Genomic DNA, 15,647 nt, shown 5'->3' with positions numbered 1-15,647 from the left:
AGTATGTCACTTCCGTCGAACCAGGGGCCAAACGCCACCCACTATGCCGGCAACCAATAGCACAAGTGACCAGCCGGTTGGCGGGAGTACGGCCAGTGAAATGAAAAACGCGCAGCCCCACACCCCCAGCGGCGCGAGCGCCCACGTCTGGGACCACAACCGCGCCGTCTTCGTCAACACCGCGTTGAACAGCAGCGCCACAACCGCCCAGATCCAGTTGAGGTAGACCACCTCCAAAACGAGCGAGACCAGCGCGCCGACGCTGAGCCACACCAGACCGGCGACCGCTTCGCCCCGGGAGAAGTCGTCGCGCACTGCGGGTTGTGTCATCGTGCGATCCCGGTGAGCAGCGAAGTGTCGTCGTGAAGCGGAAGCCCCGCGCCCAGCTGGTAGTGCTCGACGCGCTGGATCGGCTGGATGATCAGGTTGGACAGCGCGTAGTACACCACCGGACCGGCGGCGAGCGCGGCGTGCGGGTTGACGTCGGTGGTGCGCCCGTCCGCGATCCACAGCTGCGTGGCGTGCGCGCGCATCGCCTCCACCTTGGCGCTGTAGGCGGCGTCGTTGAGCTCGACGCGGACGTCGGAGGATTCCACGCCGTCGAGCTCTCCGTCTTCGGGCAGGCGCCAGCCCTCGGGGGCCTCGGCGGGCATGAGTGCGGCGGTCTCCTCGGCCAGGCGCACCGCCCACATGATGCGCGGGACCTCCACACGCTCGGCGGCGGCATGTGTGATTTCGTGGGCGCGGATGTGGTCCGGGTGGCCGTAGCCGCCGTCGGGGCCGTAGGTCAGCACAAGGTGCGGCCTTTCGGCTTCGAAGATGGCAGCAAGCTTCTCGACGGCCACGTCGCCCGAATTCACAAACGCCCGCGGATTTCGGCTCGCTGGCGAGCCCGCCATGCCGGAGTCACGGAAGCGGCCGGCACCGCCGAGGAACTGCCCGCGCGCGCCGATCGCGTCCAGGGAGCGCCGCAGCTCCTGGATGCGAAAACCCCCGAGCTGGTCCGCCTCATCGACCACGAGGTGCTGGTACGGCTCGCCGATGACCTCGCCTTCCTCGCCGAGGGTGCAGGTGACTATCAGCACGTCCGCGCCGCGGGCGGAAAGGTCTGCAAGGGCGCCGGCGGTGGTGATTGCTTCGTCGTCCGGGTGGGCGTGCACGGCGACAACGCGGTAGCCGGAAAGGTCTCGAACGGTCATGGAACCTCCTGAATTTTTGATCGCCGCTTCACTGTATCGGCTAGCTTCCACTTGCCTGCCGACGACAACCCGCCCGGCCACTGCCCCGGCTGCGTGCCGGCCGCGCGCACCCCGCCAGCGGTGGCGGCCAGGCGTGTTTCGTGCAGCAGGGGCACCCAGAGCGCTTCGCGGTGCTCGATCGCCGCGGCGCGCTCAGCTGCGGCGGCGGGCGGAATCTCGCCCGCGAGGATTGCGCGGGCCAACTCGTCGCCGGCCACCGAACAAAAGCCGGCGAGGTTTCCGGCGCGGCCGGTCTCCGCAGGACACGCGATGCGGCTGGCCAGGGTGTCTGCGGAGTCGCCGTCGTTGCGCCAATGCACCACAACATCCACCTCACCCGCAGGCAAGCTGCGCGCGGCGATGGCGGGCAACTCATTGGCCACGATGCGTGCGGGCACGCCGGCGGCGTCCAGCAAATCCACCAGCGACCGCGCGGCCGCGGTGGCCGCCGGGTCCGCGGCGTCGGCGGCCACGCGCAGCACCTTGCCGTCCGCGGCGAGCGCGTGCAGCAGCGCCAGCGAGCCCGGTTCGGTGGGTGCCGCGGCGTGAACGTTGGTGCTGCGGCGGGCGGCGATGTGGGCGAGCAGGGGGACGTCGATAAGCGACCGCACCTCGGCGCGCGCCTGCGGCGAAAGCCCGCTGGTCGCCGAAAGCGTCACGCCGAGGGTGCGGGTGCCCGCAAACGTGCGGGTGTCCGCCCCCGGGATGAGCCCGAGAACATCCTCGGTGGTGTCCTGCGGCACCATGTCCACGAAGGCGAGCTGGCCGCTGCGCAGCTGATCCGCCACCTGGGTGGTGTCGCGCGCTGCGGCGAGAGTAAGAATGTCAATCGGCGCCGGGTCCGGCCCCCAGAACCTGTCGTTGCGGTTCAGCGTGACGGTGCCGTGTGCGCGGTCCACGCTGCGCACCAGGTAACGGCCCGCGGAGGCGGGGACGGTGTTGCGCAGCGCGTAAGCGAAATCGGCGGCATCCGCGGCAAGTAAGTGCGACGGCAAAAGATGCCGGAACAGCACCTTCCAATCCGCCACCGGCTGCGCGAAATCCACGTCCACGACCTTGCCTCCGGGGCCGCTGACGCGCACGTTCGACACCGCGCGGTACGCTGCCGGGTCCACTACGCCGGCGGTTTTTGTCATGCCGCGCCACAGGTAGGCGAAGTCCGCGCCGGTGATCGGGGTGCCGTCGGACCACTGGGCGTTCGGCGCGATGACGTACCGGACCGTGAACGCGTCCGGGGACGTCGGCAGCACTGACGCCCCGACGAGCAGGTTCGGGTCCTTTGCGCCGTCCGTTTGGAACGCGCTGGGCAGGACAAGGTCTGCGATGCCGCGCACCACGGCGGACTCGTCGCCGACCAGGTGCGGGTTGAACCCCGCGCGTACCGGGTCGACGCCGATCTGCGCCTGCGGACGTCCATTGGCGGGTTCTTGGTTGGTGCCCTGCTCCTCGGCGTTGTCTGCGCCGTTAGCGCTGTCTGAGCCGCCGTTATCGGCGTCGTGCTCGGAGACGGCATCCGGGCGGTCCTCCGGTTCCACCAGCGGCGGCGGGCCGGGGTTGGCCGCGCACGACGCCACAAGGCAGAGCACGGAAAACGCCGCCGCAGCACGGGTGGCTGGGCGGCGCGTTCTACTTGGGTGCATGGAAGAACAGGCTAGCTGTTCTTCTGCTTCGCGCGGGAGCGGGCGCGGCCGCGTTCGGTGGCGTTGAGGATGATCTTGCGCACGCGCATCGCCTCGGGTGCGACCTCGACGCACTCGTCGTCGTCGCAGAACTCGATGGCCTCATCCAGGGAGAGGGTGCGGGCCTTCTGCAGCGTGACCGTGGCGTCCGCGGTGGCGGAGCGCATGTTGGTCAGCTTCTTTTCCTTGGTGATGTTGATGTCCATGTCTTCGTCGCGGGAGTTCGCGCCGACGACCATGCCCTCGTAGGTTTCCGCACCGGGTTCGACGAAGAAGTCGCCGCGGTCTGCCAGCTGTTGCAGGGCGTAGGCGGTGACCTGGCCGGAACGGTCGGCGACCAGGGAGCCGGTCGGGCGGCCCTTGATCTCGCCGGCCCACGGGCGGTGCTCGATGGAGTACGAGTTGGCGATGCCGGCGCCGCGAGTCTCGGTGAGGAAGGTGGTGCGGAAGCCGATCAGGCCTCGCGACGGCACGTCGAACTCCATGCGCACCCAGTCGCCGGAGCCAGCGTTGCCCATAGAGGTCATCTGCCCCTTACGGCTGGCCATCAGCTGGGTGACGGCGCCCTGGTGCTCGGCGGGCACGTCGATAATCATGTGGTCGTACGGCTCGTAGGTCTTGCCGTCGACCTCCTTGGTCACCACCTGCGGCTTGCCCACGGTCAGCTCGAAGCCTTCGCGGCGCATGGTCTCAATGAGCACGGTCAGGGCCATCTCGCCGCGGCCCTGCACCTCCCATGCGTCAGGGCGTTCGGTGGGCAGCACCTTGATGGAGACGTTACCGATCAGCTCCTGGTCCAAGCGGGCCTTGACCAAGCGGGCGGTGAGCTTGTCACCGCCGTTGCGGCCGGCCATCGGGGAGGTGTTCACGCCGATGGTCATGGAGATCGCCGGGTCGTCGATAGCAATGCGCGGCAGCGGCTCGACGTTTTCCGGATCGCAAAGTGTGTCGCCGATCATAATGTCCTCGACGCCGGAGACGGCGGCGATGTCGCCCGCGACCACGTCGCCGGTGGCCGGGACGCGCTCCAGGCCCTCGGTGACCAGAAGCTCCGCGATCTTGACGTTTTTGACCTGCTGATTGCCCTCGGAATCGTAGTGGACCCAGGCGACGGTCTGGCCCTTCTTCACGGAACCCTTGAACACGCGGATCAGGCCGATGCGGCCCAGGAAGGAGGACGAGTCCAGGTTAGTCACCTGCGCCTGGAACGGCGCGTCGATCTCGGCGGACGGCTCCGGCAGCACGTCGTAGATGACGTCGAACAGCGGCTGCAGGTCCTCGTTGTCCGGCAGGTTTCCGTTGCCCGGGTTTTCCAGGGAGGCGCGGCCAGCGCGGCCGGAGGTGTAGAGCACCGGCAGCTCGAGCAGGTTCTCTGCGGCTTCTGCGGCTTCTGGGTCTTCCAGGCCGGCGCCGAGCTCGAGGAGCAGGTCCTGGGCTTCTTCGACGACCTCGTCGATGCGGGCATCCGGGCGGTCAGTCTTGTTCACGCAGATGATGACCGGCTTCTTCGCTTCGAGGGCCTTGCCGAGCACGAAGCGGGTCTGCGGCAGCGGGCCTTCGGATGCGTCGATAAGCAAAACAACGCCATCGACCATGGACAGGCCGCGCTCGACCTCGCCGCCGAAGTCGGCGTGGCCCGGGGTGTCAATGACGTTGATGACCAGGTCCGCGCCGTCCTTGCCCTTGCCGGCGCGGCGGATGGCGGTGTTCTTGGCCAAGATGGTGATGCCGCGCTCGGACTCGAGCTCGCCGGAGTCCATCACGCGGTCGCCGTGTTCGCCGTGGTCGCCGAACACGCCGGACTGCTCCAGCATGGCGTTAACCAGGGTGGTTTTACCGTGGTCGACGTGGGCGACGATGGCTACGTTGCGAAATTCAGGGTGCGACACAGAGATAGGTCCTTTGCGTTGGCGGAAATAACGCCTAAACGATACTCCCGCCTGCACGGAATCGCATTATCCCGCCAGCAAACCGGGGCGATGCGCGCGCACGGTTCCCACAGTAATATCCCAGTTCCGCTTGACGTTGTTACGGATGTGACTAATGTGGCGCAAGTGCACAACTATCTTTCGCTCTCCAGGACCGTCGTTGCGGCGGTGTGCGCTGCCGGTTTGTTGGTGACCGGCGGCGCCCTCACGCAAACTGCTTCTGCGCAGTCCTCGTTCCTCGACCCGCTGGGGCGGCCGACGCCCGAGACCGTCGCGCGCGTCAACGCGTTCGCGGACCAGCCCCACGTCCCGCAAAAGGTGGGCAACGCGCTGCGCACCGCGGTGCAGTTCTACGCGGGTGGCGACGAGATCGGCGGCCCGCCACTGCCCGCGAACGCCCCAAGGTTCACCCAGTTCTACTGGCCCACCGTCTCCGGCAACTGCATCGGCGAGGGACTGCACTCCACCGCCTCCGCGATCGCGGTGCCCGGACCCGCCGAGTCCCCCGCCCCGGGCGCGAAGGCCGGCCAGACCACCTTCGTCTTCACCGCGTTGGGCACCCCGGCGGCCGCGAAGGAGCAGGGCGGCATGAAGGTGTACTGGATCAACCTGGCCAATTTCCGCACCGGCGTAACGCCGTTGGGCAACAACGGGATTAACCCGACAGGACCGGCCACCCTGTCCGCGACCGCGGACACGGGCTCTGGGCGGGTTCTGGCAGTCGTTGACGGGAGTGTGCGCACCGTCGATAAGGTCTGCCCCTTTGCACCGACCGCCGCATCTATTGACGTGAGGTAACCCATGGCCGCCGATCTGCACCCCGTGAAGCAGGAGACGTTCGACACCGCAGCGAACATCAACACCGACCCAAAGGGCTTCTTGCGCGAGGTGGACACGTTCCGCGTCACCGACTTCGGCCTCTACATGGGCCGCGGCGCGGATCACCCGGAGTTCGGCTACCTGGAGAGCTGGCTACTGCCGGAGCTGGGGCTGCGCGCCAACATCTTCCACTACCGCGAGGGCGCCGAGCGGGAGCAGGACTTCTACTTCGACGTCGCCGACATCGACGTCGACGGTGAGGTGTGGAGCACCCGCGACCTCTACGTCGACCTCGTGTCGCTGACCGGCAACCCCATCGACGTCCTCGACATCGACGAGCTCGCCGCCGCGACGTCCGCAGGTTTCATCACCGCCGAGGACGCGGAGAAGGCTATCGACGTCACGCTGGCCGCCGTCGAAGGCATCACCCGCCACGGCGACGACGCCATGGAATGGCTGCGCGCCCAGGGCATCGAACTGACATGGGCCGACAACGTGGAGCTGACACCGGCCGGTTAGTTCATCTTCCGTTAACCCCATCCGCCGCTCCGGCGGGTGGGGTTTTTGCGTTGCTCAAATATCATTCAGTTTTTCTATAGCTGGGCAGCTATACCGAGGCCAACCAAATATAGCGATTGACGTGCAGCTTTATAGCTCCATTCAAATTCGCTGGAAAATCGCTGGGCATAAAACGCAAAATACTTTCCAAAAGCAATGTGAACTAGGTGACACGTGCGGTAAGTTGTGTTCAACCTGATTCACGTCGTGTTTACCAAAACGGTGTCGTGTGCAGGGGCCGCCGGAATCTACCGGCACCATTGCCCGCCTTGGGCAACCGTCGCAAAGCACACTGCGAACGGACGACCTACGAAAGGAATTGACCATGAGCAAACGCCTCCGCGTCGCGGCTCTCGCCGGCCTCTCCTCCATCTCCCTCGTCCTCGCCTCCTGCTCCTCGGACGGAAACTCCGAGGGAACTGCCGCAGGTGGCGGCCAGGACACCGCAAACACCCAGGCTGAGACGTCCGGCGACAACGGCGAGAAGCTCGAAGTCAACGCCGCGGGCGACTACAACCCGCTCGAGCGCGACCAGATCCAGGACGGCGGCGAACTCACGCTCGCGATCACCGAGATTGCCGAGCAGCAGAATATGTTCCACGCGAACATGAACCTGTACACCCGTTCTCTGTGGACGAAGTACAACCCGGTGCTTTCGTTTTTCGACGGTGACGGCACCTACCACCCGAACCCGGCCTACCTCACCGACGTCAAGGATGAGACCGTCGACGGCAAGACCGTAGTCACTTACACCATCAACCCGGAAGCCAACTACAACGACGGCACCCCGATCGACTGGACCGCCTACGAGAACACCTGGAAGTTCAACAACGGCAGCAACCCGGAGGTACAGGTCAACTCCACCGACGGCTACGAACTGATCGAGTCCGTGGAGCGCGGCGAGGACGACAAGCAGGCCGTAGTCACCTTCAAGCAGGCATACCCGTGGTGGGAAGGCCTCTTCGGCTCCTTGGTTCCGCCGCAGGTCAAGGACGCTGACACCTTCATGAACGCCTACCTCAAGCAGGTCCACCCCGAGTGGGGCGCAGGTCCGTTCAAGGTGGAAAACGTCGACTTTGAAGGCGGCACCGCGTCCTTCGTGCCCAACGAGAATTGGTGGGGCGAGAAGCCGAAGCTGGACAAGATCAGCTACCGCCAGATGGAGGATCAGGCGTCCCTGAACGCGTTCCGTGCAGGTGAGCTCGACGCCACCGGCGTTGGCACCCGCGACCGCTTGGCCACCGCGAAGGAAATGGGCGACGCGGTGGAGATCCGCACGGCGCTGCGCCCGTCCACCTTCCTCATGACCATCAACTCCACCGCGCCGGGCCTGGAAGACATCAAGGTGCGCGAGGCCATCATGCGAGGCATTGACCGCGAGCAGCTGGCCGCGATCCGCTTCCAGGGCCTGGGCTACACCGAGGACCTGCCGGGCTCGTTCAACCTGTTCCAGACCCAGGACGGCTACGAGGATAACTTCGGCGAGGTTGTCCAGTACGACCCGGAGAAGGCGAAGGAGCTACTGAAGGAAGCTGGCTACGACGAGGCGAACCCGCTGTCGGTGCGCTACGTCACCCTCGGCGACTCCCCGATGGTTCAGGCCACCACCTCCGCCCTGCAGGCGATGCTCCGCAACATCGGCATCGACGTCCAGGTGGAGGAGCGCCCGAGCTCCGACTTCTCCAAGGTCACTGCTGAGCGCGACTTCGACCTGTTCATGTCCGGCTTCAGCTCCTCGGACCCGTTCGGTGTGGCCTACTTCGGCCAGATCTACGCATCCGACTCCGAGCTGAATAAATCCGGCACCGGCACCCCGGAGATGGACAAGCAGATCGAGGAGCTGCAGCAGATCCCGGATGCGGACGAGCAGATCAAGCGCGCCAACGAACTGGAGAAGGAAGCTCTGGAGCAGTTCGGCATCATGCCGTACGCGAACGGCCCCGAGATCGTGGCCGTGAAGAAGGGGCTGGCCAACTACGGTGCCAACTCGTTCGCAGTCCTGCCGATCGAAAACGTGGGCTGGGCGAAGTAAGTCCCCCACCTACGAACTGGTGAAACACCCGCGATGAGTGTGAGCCCGCCCAGCGTGAGCGTTGGGCGGGCTTCCGCACTTGCATCGCCGAACACCTCCTGCACACCCGCTGACACCGGAACTGAGAGACCACATGTTTCGATACCTGTTCAGGAAGACGCTGAGTTGGGGCCTGATTGTTTTCTTGGCCACTAACCTGACCTACTTCCTCGCTAGCTTTTTCCTCGACCCGCGAGCCAACTACTTCGGTCGCCGCCCACCCCTGCCCGAGGACCAGATCGACGCTTTGCTCGAGCCGCTGAACCTGAGTCCAAACACCCCGCTCATCGAGCGCTGGTGGACCTGGCTGACCGGCATCCTCACGCGCTGGGACTGGGGCAAGTCCCCGCTCGGCGACTCCGTGAACGAGCAGGTCTCCTACCGCATCTGGGTTTCTGCCCAGCTGACGCTGTTTGCCACGTTGCTGTCCATCCTCATCGGCGTGGCCCTCGGCGTGTACACCGCTTCACGCCAGTACAAGCGCGCCGACCGCGTGTGGCAGGGCATCTCGATCATCACCATGAACATTCACGTCGTTGTGGCGTCCATCGCCGTGGTGTGGTTCGGCCTCAAGGTCAACGAGTGGACCGGCAAGCGCATCTTCTACGTCACCGGCGCCTCATCCCCGGGCGTTGAAGGATTCGGCGCGAAGATGGTGGATTACGCCCAGCACCTGGTGCTGCCCACCTTGTCGCTGTTGATCATCTCGTACGCCGGCTACCACTTCATGCAGCGCACGTTGTTGCTCGACAACCTGAATGCTGACTACGTGCGTACGGCTCGCGCGAAGGGGTTGACCAAGCCGAAAGCGGTGCGTCGTCACGCATTGCGCACCTCCCTGATCCCGGTGGCGACTTCCGTGGCGTTTTCCGTGCCCGGCATCTTCACCGGCGCGGTGATGACGGAGCGCATCTTCGCCTGGCAAGGCATGGGCCAGTACTTCATCCAGACCATTGCGCGTAACGACGTCCACGGGGTCGTCGTCGTGGCTGCGTTCGGCGCCGCCATGACGGCTGTTTCCGCCATCCTCGCGGACCTCATCGTCGTCGCCCTCGACCCGCGCGTGCGCGTGAGCTAAGGAGCACCGATCATGGCACCGAACACCTCCCGCGGCGAATCCCGCAAATTGAAGGACCCCCGGGCGCACAGCTCGACCAAACTGGGCATGCACGCGAACATGCCGCTCAACGACCTCACTGCCATCTCCGAGACCGGCCGCCAGGCCGACGGCGTGAGAAGCGCGGAGCGCGATACTCCCCCACCTACCCCGAAGCAGGGCGACAGCATCGACGACCAACAGACGATGCGCGCGACACGAAAGTCGAGGATCTACTTCCGCCGCTTCATGCGCAACAAGGCGGCGGTGATCGGTCTGATCATCTTCTTCCTGCTCGTCCTGCTCGCTATCTTTGGCAAGTTCCTCACCCCGTGGAACTACCAGGACCCGGACTTTTTGAACCTGTCGGTGCCGCCGTCATCCGAGCACTGGTTCGGCACCACGGACTCCGGCAACGACCTGTTCGCCCAAGTGGTGCACGGACTGGGCCGCTCGCTGACGATCGCTGTACCCGCATCCATTGCTACCACCATCATCTCCGCGATCGTCGGCGCCGGCGCGGCGCTCTACGGCGGCAGCGTGGAAAAGGTTGTCCTGGCTGTCATCCACTTCCTGCTGGCCGTGCCGACCTTCCTCATCATCGCCCTGCTGGTCTCCGGCTCGGGCGGCGACTGGAAGGTGCTCACCGTCGTGCTCATCGCGTTCGGCTGGATGTACTCGGCGCGCGTGATCTGGTCGCTGTCGCTGTCCATCCGCGAAAACGACTACGTGCGCGCCGCAAAGTTCATGGGTGTCTCCCGCCCGCAGACCATCGTGCGCCACGTCATCCCGAACGTCGCGTCGCTGTTGATCATCCAGCTCATGCTCGGCATCGTCTCCACCATCATGTCGGAGACCGCCCTGTCCTTCCTCGGCCTGGGCGTGAAGCTTCCCGACGTCTCCCTCGGCACGCTGCTGCAAACGGGCACGTCGACGTTGATCACCGCACCGTGGCAGTTCTACTTCCCGGCCCTGATCCTGACCCTGCTCACCGTGTCCATGGCGTTTATCGCAGACGGCCTGCGCGACGCGCTTGACCCGAACTCGAATTCCGGAGGCTCCGCAGCATGACAACCAGCATCCACAACCCAGGCGGCACAGGCTTCGGCGGCGCAGCCCCCGCGCCTACGGGCGACCCGGTGCTTGCCGTGCGCGACCTCCACGTCTCCTTCCCCTCGGAGGCAGGCGTGGTGCGGGCGGTGCGCGGCGTGGACTTCGATCTCTACCCCGGACGCACCCTCGGCATCGTGGGCGAGTCCGGCTCCGGCAAGTCCGTCACCTCGCTCGCGGTGATGGGACTGCTCCCCGAGTACGCCAACGTCACCGGCTCCGTGAAGTTCGCCGGCGACGAGCTGCTAGGCAAATCCGATAGCGCGATGTCCAAGATCCGCGGCAACGGCATCGGCATGATCTTCCAGGATCCGCTCTCCGCGCTGACCCCGGTCTACGACATCGGCACCCAGCTGGTGGAGGCCATTCAGGCGCACAACAACATCTCCAAGTCCAAGGCGATGGACCGCGCCGCGGAGCTGCTAGACCTCGTGGGCATCCCGGAGCCGAAGAAACGCCTGCGCTCCTTCCCCCACGAGTTCTCCGGCGGCATGCGCCAGCGCGTGGTCATCGCGATCGCCATCGCGAACAACCCGAAGGTGCTCATCGCCGACGAGCCGACCACCGCGCTGGACGTGACCATCCAGGCGCAGATCCTCGAGGTGATTAAAAAGGCGCAGCGCGAAACGGGCGCGGCCTGCATCATGATCACCCACGACATGGGTGTCGTCGCCGGCACCGCGGACGACGTGCTGGTGATGTACGGCGGCCGCCCCGTCGAGCGCGCCGAGGTGCACGAGCTTTTCAACAACCCGAAGATGCCGTACTCCGTGGGCCTGTTGGGCTCCACCCCGCGCGTGGACCAGCCGTCCAACGAACCGCTGACGTACATCGACGGCAACCCGCCGATGCTCATCGACGTCGCCGACCGCTGCCAGTTCGCGCCCCGCTGCCCCATCGCCGTTGACGAGTGCTTGGCCAAGGAGCCGGACCTGGTCCCGGACAAGGGCGACGACGATGAACACCTGGTCGCCTGCATCCGCCGCGATGAGATCGTGGAGGGCAAAATCGACGGCAAGCCGCTCTTCCCCGCCCCGAAGCTGCCGGAGAACAAGTACGCGGGCATCCCGCGCGAAGACCGCGAGGTCACCCTCGAGGTGGAGAACCTCTACCGCGCCTTCCCGCTGACAAAGGGCGCGTTGGTCAAGCGCCGCATCGGCACCGTGGAGGCCGTGAAGAACATCTCCTTCGACGTGCGCGCCGGCGAGTGCATGGCCATCGTGGGCGAGTCGGGCTCGGGCAAGACCACCACGCTGCTGGAGATCATGAACCTCGAGCCGGAGGCGGAATCCCGCATTGTTATCTGCGGCCAGGACGCGGCGAAGATGAACTCCGCGCAGCGCCGCGAGGCGCGCAAAAACATCCAGATGGTCTTCCAGGACCCGATGAGCTCGCTCAACCCGCGCATGACGGTGAAAGAGATCATCCAGGAGCCGCTGGACGCCCTTGGCTACGAGGGCGACAAGGACGCCCGCATCTCCGAGCTGATGCGCACCGTGGGCCTGGACGCGCAGCAGATCGACCGTTTCCCCGGCCACTTCTCCGGCGGCCAGCGCCAGCGCATCGGCCTGGCCCGCGCGTTGGCGACCAACCCGTCGGTGATCGTGTTGGACGAGCCGGTCTCCGCCCTCGACGTGTCCATCCAAGCCGGCGTGATCAACCTGCTGGATTCGCTCAAACGCAAGCTGGGCCTGTCCTACCTGTTTGTCGCCCACGATCTATCGGTGGTGCGCCACCTGTCGGACCGCGTGGCGGTGATGTACAAGGGCGACTTTGTGGAGTTCGGCGACACCGACGACGTCTTCGACAACCCGCAGCACCCCTACACCAAGGCGTTGTTGTCGGCGATTCCGATCCCCGATCCGGACGCGGAGCGTGCACGCGAGCGCACGGTGTACAAGCCGGAGGAGGTCACACCCTCCTAACCTCCACGTCCACGGGGATTGCGGGCAGGAGTTTTTCCTGCTCGGCCCACATGTCCCACCAGGGCGCGTAGCCCGGGTCCCGCTTCAGGGCCCGGGCTTTTCGCGTCGCATCGGCCGCGGTCACCCTCAGTGTGTCCACGTCCCCGCGCGCTTTCGCCTTGCTTATCGACGCCTCCGTGACTGCCCCCACCCCCTCCACCACGAGATCCGCGCCGGGCACCAACGGCACCCATTCCGCACGCGTATTCTGCTCCCAGTCCCAGCGCCAGAACCCGGGTGCCGCCGGGTCTAGGACGTCGTCGGCGACCATCCGGGCGCCCTCGGCGAGCCCGCCCCAGCCGGGGTAGAAATCGTCCAGGTGCACCACCCGGATGCCGAGGGCGGCTCCGATTTGGTTGGCGAGGGTGGTTTTGCCGGAGCCCGAGGGGCCGTCGATAAGCAGGGTGTACGTCATCGCACCGCCCACACCGGGCGAAGGTAGCCGGTCGCCCACGCGAGCACGAGCGCAGCGAGCGCGACGGCGAGGCAGACGGCCATGACTACCCAGTCGCGGGAGTGCAGCTTGGATTCGCGCGCCCAGGAGCGCTTGTTCGGCCCGCCGAAGCCGCGCGCTTCCATGGCGGTGGCGAGCTTGCCGGCGCGGCGCAGCGACATCACCAGCAGGCCGAACGACAGCGAGAACCAGTATTTGATTTTCCCCTGGTCGGCGATTCCGCGGGCGCGGCGGGAGCGGCGCATGGCGTCGAGGTCGTCGCGAAGCAAGGTGAGCATGCGAAGCGCTGCAACGGTGCCGATGACGAAGCGTTCGGGCAGATGCAGCACCTGCGCGAGCCCGTCGCCGAGGTCGGTGGGGTCCACGTCCGCGGACAGCAGCACCACCGGCAGCGCGATGGCGAGCACGCGCAAGATCACCGCCCACGCCAACGACACGGACAGCTCGGTGACGTGCACCAGACCCCACTCGAGGTAGGTGTTCCCGCCCGCCTGGCCGTAGAGCGCCATGGGAATGCCCGCCAGCGGCGCGACGAGCAGGATCGGCAGTGAGCGCTTGAAGAAGCGGCCGTAGCCCAGCCCGCACATGGGCACCATGAGCAGCGTGAACGCGAGCACGAAGGTGGCGGAGACCCAGTCGATGGTGAACATCAGCGGCGTGGTCAGAAGCACCAGGCCGAGGATGCGGGTGACAGGATTGATGCCGCGCAGCAGGTTCATCGGTCGCCTCCGGCGACGATCTCTACGACGTGGTCGCCCAGCGAGGCGATGAACGCCTCGTCGTGGGTGATGGACATGACGGTCACGCCCTGCTCCGTCAGCTCGCGGATCAGGCCGACGAGTTCGACGAATGTGCGGTCGTCCTGGCCGAACGTGGGCTCGTCCAGGATGAGCAGCTGCGGGGCGTTGACCAGCGCGGTGGCCACCGACAGGCGCCGCTTCTCGCCGCCGGAGAGGGTGAACGGGTTCGCGTTCACCAGATGCTCGAGGCGCAGGCGGTGCAGTAGGTCGTCGATACGCTCCTGCGGCGCGCCCGATAGCGCTATCTCCTCGCGCACGGTGGCGGTGACGAACTGGTGCTCCGGCTCCTGGAACACATACCCGATGCGGCTGGCCAGATCCTTCGACGACCACTTGATCGACGGGGAGTTCAGCCCCTGCCGGATGGTCGCCGAGTACTCGACCTCGCCCTTTTCCGGCGGGGTGAGGCCCGCCAACACCTGCACCAGCGTGGTCTTGCCGGAGCCGTTCTCGCCGGTAATCACGGTGGAATACCCCTCCGGCGCGTGCATGGTGCGCGGCGGACCGAAACGCGTAAGCACCTCGTACGTTGCGACGGCCGAAGGCACCCCCGCCGGCACCTTTCTCGCCGGCGGCAGCTCAGGCGCGCCCGGCAGCTCGTCCACGCTGATTCGGGAAAGCCCGGACTGGTCCAGGCGGTAGTACGTCTCCACCACGTCCGCCCAGTGCTTCGGGCGATGCTCCACCACAATCAAGGTGGCGCCGGTGAGCTGGCAGACGCGGTCCACCGCGGCGATGACCTCGTCGCGCCCGCGCGGGTCTAAGTTGGCGGTGGGCTCGTCCAGGATGAGGATGTCCGCGCCCATCGCGATCACGCCCGCCAGCGCCAGGCGTTGCTTTTGCCCGCCGGACAGGTGCGCGGTGCGGTGGTCCAGGGCGACGTCGAGGCCCACGGCGTCGAGGGCGCGCTCCACCCGCGGCCAGATTTCGTCGCGGGGCACGCCGAGGTTCTCCGCACCGAAGGCGACGTCGTCGCCCACACGCGACAGGATCGTCTGCGCTTCGGGGTCCTGCAGCACCATCCCGACGGTCCCGTCAACGTCCAGGGTGCCGGCGCGGGAGCCGTCCTCGGAGTCGTCGATAAGCTTGGCGATCACCGCAAGCAGCGTCGATTTGCCGGAGCCGGAATCGCCGGTGATCAGGATGCGCTCGCCGCGCTCGACGTCAAGGTCAACGCCGGAAAACGCCGGATCAGGGCGCGTCGCGTGCTGGTAGGACAGCCCCCGGGCGCGGATGACCGGCGCCATCTACGCGGCCTGGTCGAAGCGCTCGCGGCCGGCGCCGAAGCGGTCCAGCGCGCCGGTCTTTGCCAGCGCCTTGACCAGGTAGTACGAGAACACGCCGGCGAGGACCGCGCCGGAGATGATCAGGCAGGTCAGGTAGATCAGGTTGAATTGCAGGCTCATCGCGAGGTTCGGCGTGAGGAACAGCTCCAGGATGAACGCGCCGACACCAGCGCCGATACCGGAAAGCACCGCCGTGAACAGGCCGAAACGACGGTAGGCAAAGATCAAGAAAATCAGCTCGGCGCCGAAGCCCTGGGCCAGACCTGAGTAAAGCGTCTCAATGCCCCACTGGCTGCCAAGTACCGCAGAAACGGATGCGGCGACAACCTCGACGAACACCGCGGCACCCGGCTTGCGAATGATCAGGCCACCGAGCACACCGCCAGTGAACCAGATGCCGGTAACCAGACCGCCCAGGCCCGGAGTCAGGGCGTCGAGCGCCTTAAACCCTGCGGCGCCAATGCTGTTCCACACCCAAAACAGCAGGCCGCAGGCCACGCCGAGGACCGCGGCGGTGACGATGTCGATGACACGCCACGAATAATTCTTCGTCATAATCTTCCTTCCTCGCGCCGGCATTACCCGGATCAGGTTCTACGGTTCGCCGAACATCCTCGGCGTCTCAGCCACCGCGTTGTTGCGCG

At 66.2% G+C, this 15,647-nt stretch carries 14 protein-coding genes; 6 read left to right on the top strand and 8 right to left on the bottom strand.

Annotated elements, in window-relative coordinates:
- Positions 1 to 6: 6 nt before the first annotated feature.
- Genes CAFEL_RS04225 through typA form a run of 4 tightly spaced genes read right to left on the bottom strand, consistent with a single transcriptional unit; the run spans position 7 to position 4,806 of the window.
- A complete protein-coding gene (locus CAFEL_RS04225) occupies positions 7 to 330 on the bottom strand; it encodes a hypothetical protein (protein ID WP_194560304.1) in 324 nt (107 codons plus the stop codon).
- The gene (gene mshB, locus CAFEL_RS04220; RefSeq protein ID WP_194560305.1) at positions 327 to 1,199 is read right to left on the bottom strand and encodes an N-acetyl-1-D-myo-inositol-2-amino-2-deoxy-alpha-D-glucopyranoside deacetylase; all 873 of its coding nucleotides are present in this window, start codon (positions 1,197 to 1,199) and stop codon (positions 327 to 329) included. Before mshB ends, CAFEL_RS04225 begins: the two co-directional genes overlap by 4 nt.
- Positions 1,196 to 2,878 (bottom strand): ABC transporter substrate-binding protein, encoded by a 1,683-nt coding sequence (locus tag CAFEL_RS04215; protein ID WP_194560306.1) that lies wholly within the window; start codon positions 2,876 to 2,878, stop codon positions 1,196 to 1,198. The genes mshB and CAFEL_RS04215 overlap by 4 nt, the downstream gene beginning before the upstream one ends.
- A gap of 11 nt (positions 2,879 to 2,889) precedes the next feature.
- Positions 2,890 to 4,806, bottom strand: coding sequence for a translational GTPase TypA (gene typA / locus CAFEL_RS04210; RefSeq protein WP_194560307.1), 1,917 nt, complete (start codon positions 4,804 to 4,806; stop codon positions 2,890 to 2,892).
- Positions 4,807 to 4,971: 165 nt separating this feature from the next.
- Here typA and CAFEL_RS04205 point away from each other — a divergent pair, with 165 nt between their 5' ends.
- From CAFEL_RS04205 to CAFEL_RS04180, 6 genes are all read left to right on the top strand, one after another.
- A complete protein-coding gene (locus CAFEL_RS04205; RefSeq protein ID WP_194560308.1) occupies positions 4,972 to 5,643 on the top strand; it encodes an Rv1157c family protein in 672 nt (223 codons plus the stop codon).
- Positions 5,644 to 5,646: 3 nt separating this feature from the next.
- The gene (locus CAFEL_RS04200) at positions 5,647 to 6,183 is read left to right on the top strand and encodes a ribonuclease FAU-1 family protein (protein ID WP_194560309.1); all 537 of its coding nucleotides are present in this window, start codon (positions 5,647 to 5,649) and stop codon (positions 6,181 to 6,183) included.
- 364 nt (positions 6,184 to 6,547) lie between these two features.
- Positions 6,548 to 8,254 carry an ABC transporter family substrate-binding protein gene (locus CAFEL_RS04195; protein WP_194560310.1) on the top strand — a complete coding sequence of 569 codons (1,707 nt, stop codon included), beginning with the start codon at positions 6,548 to 6,550 and terminating at the stop codon, positions 8,252 to 8,254.
- A gap of 133 nt (positions 8,255 to 8,387) precedes the next feature.
- Positions 8,388 to 9,371 (top strand): ABC transporter permease, encoded by a 984-nt coding sequence (locus CAFEL_RS04190; protein ID WP_194560311.1) that lies wholly within the window; start codon positions 8,388 to 8,390, stop codon positions 9,369 to 9,371.
- 87 nt (positions 9,372 to 9,458) lie between these two features.
- Positions 9,459 to 10,460, top strand: coding sequence for an ABC transporter permease (locus CAFEL_RS04185; protein WP_194560497.1), 1,002 nt, complete (start codon positions 9,459 to 9,461; stop codon positions 10,458 to 10,460).
- Positions 10,457 to 12,424 (top strand): ABC transporter ATP-binding protein, encoded by a 1,968-nt coding sequence (locus CAFEL_RS04180; protein WP_194560312.1) that lies wholly within the window; start codon positions 10,457 to 10,459, stop codon positions 12,422 to 12,424. Before CAFEL_RS04185 ends, CAFEL_RS04180 begins: the two co-directional genes overlap by 4 nt.
- Here CAFEL_RS04180 and CAFEL_RS04175 read toward each other — a convergent pair.
- From CAFEL_RS04175 to CAFEL_RS04160, 4 genes are read right to left on the bottom strand one after another with little or no spacing between them, the layout of a single operon-like run.
- On the bottom strand, positions 12,411 to 12,878 hold the full coding sequence (locus CAFEL_RS04175) for a nucleoside/nucleotide kinase family protein (RefSeq protein WP_194560313.1): 468 nt from the start codon (positions 12,876 to 12,878) through the stop codon (positions 12,411 to 12,413). The two genes, CAFEL_RS04180 and CAFEL_RS04175, sit on opposite strands and share 14 nt — an antisense overlap.
- Entirely contained in the window at positions 12,875 to 13,636 is a 762-nt protein-coding gene (locus CAFEL_RS04170; RefSeq protein WP_194560314.1) for an energy-coupling factor transporter transmembrane component T family protein, read from the bottom strand. The genes CAFEL_RS04175 and CAFEL_RS04170 overlap by 4 nt, the downstream gene beginning before the upstream one ends.
- A complete protein-coding gene (locus CAFEL_RS04165) occupies positions 13,633 to 14,964 on the bottom strand; it encodes an ABC transporter ATP-binding protein (protein ID WP_194560315.1) in 1,332 nt (443 codons plus the stop codon). The genes CAFEL_RS04170 and CAFEL_RS04165 overlap by 4 nt, the downstream gene beginning before the upstream one ends.
- The gene (locus tag CAFEL_RS04160) at positions 14,965 to 15,558 is read right to left on the bottom strand and encodes an ECF transporter S component (RefSeq protein ID WP_228496375.1); all 594 of its coding nucleotides are present in this window, start codon (positions 15,556 to 15,558) and stop codon (positions 14,965 to 14,967) included.
- Positions 15,559 to 15,647 lie beyond the last annotated feature (89 nt).

This window comes from Corynebacterium afermentans subsp. lipophilum (assembly GCF_030408375.1).
Taxonomy (GTDB): Bacteria; Actinomycetota; Actinomycetes; order Mycobacteriales; family Mycobacteriaceae; genus Corynebacterium; species Corynebacterium lipophilum.
This window is presented reverse-complemented; position numbering and strand designations above follow the sequence as displayed.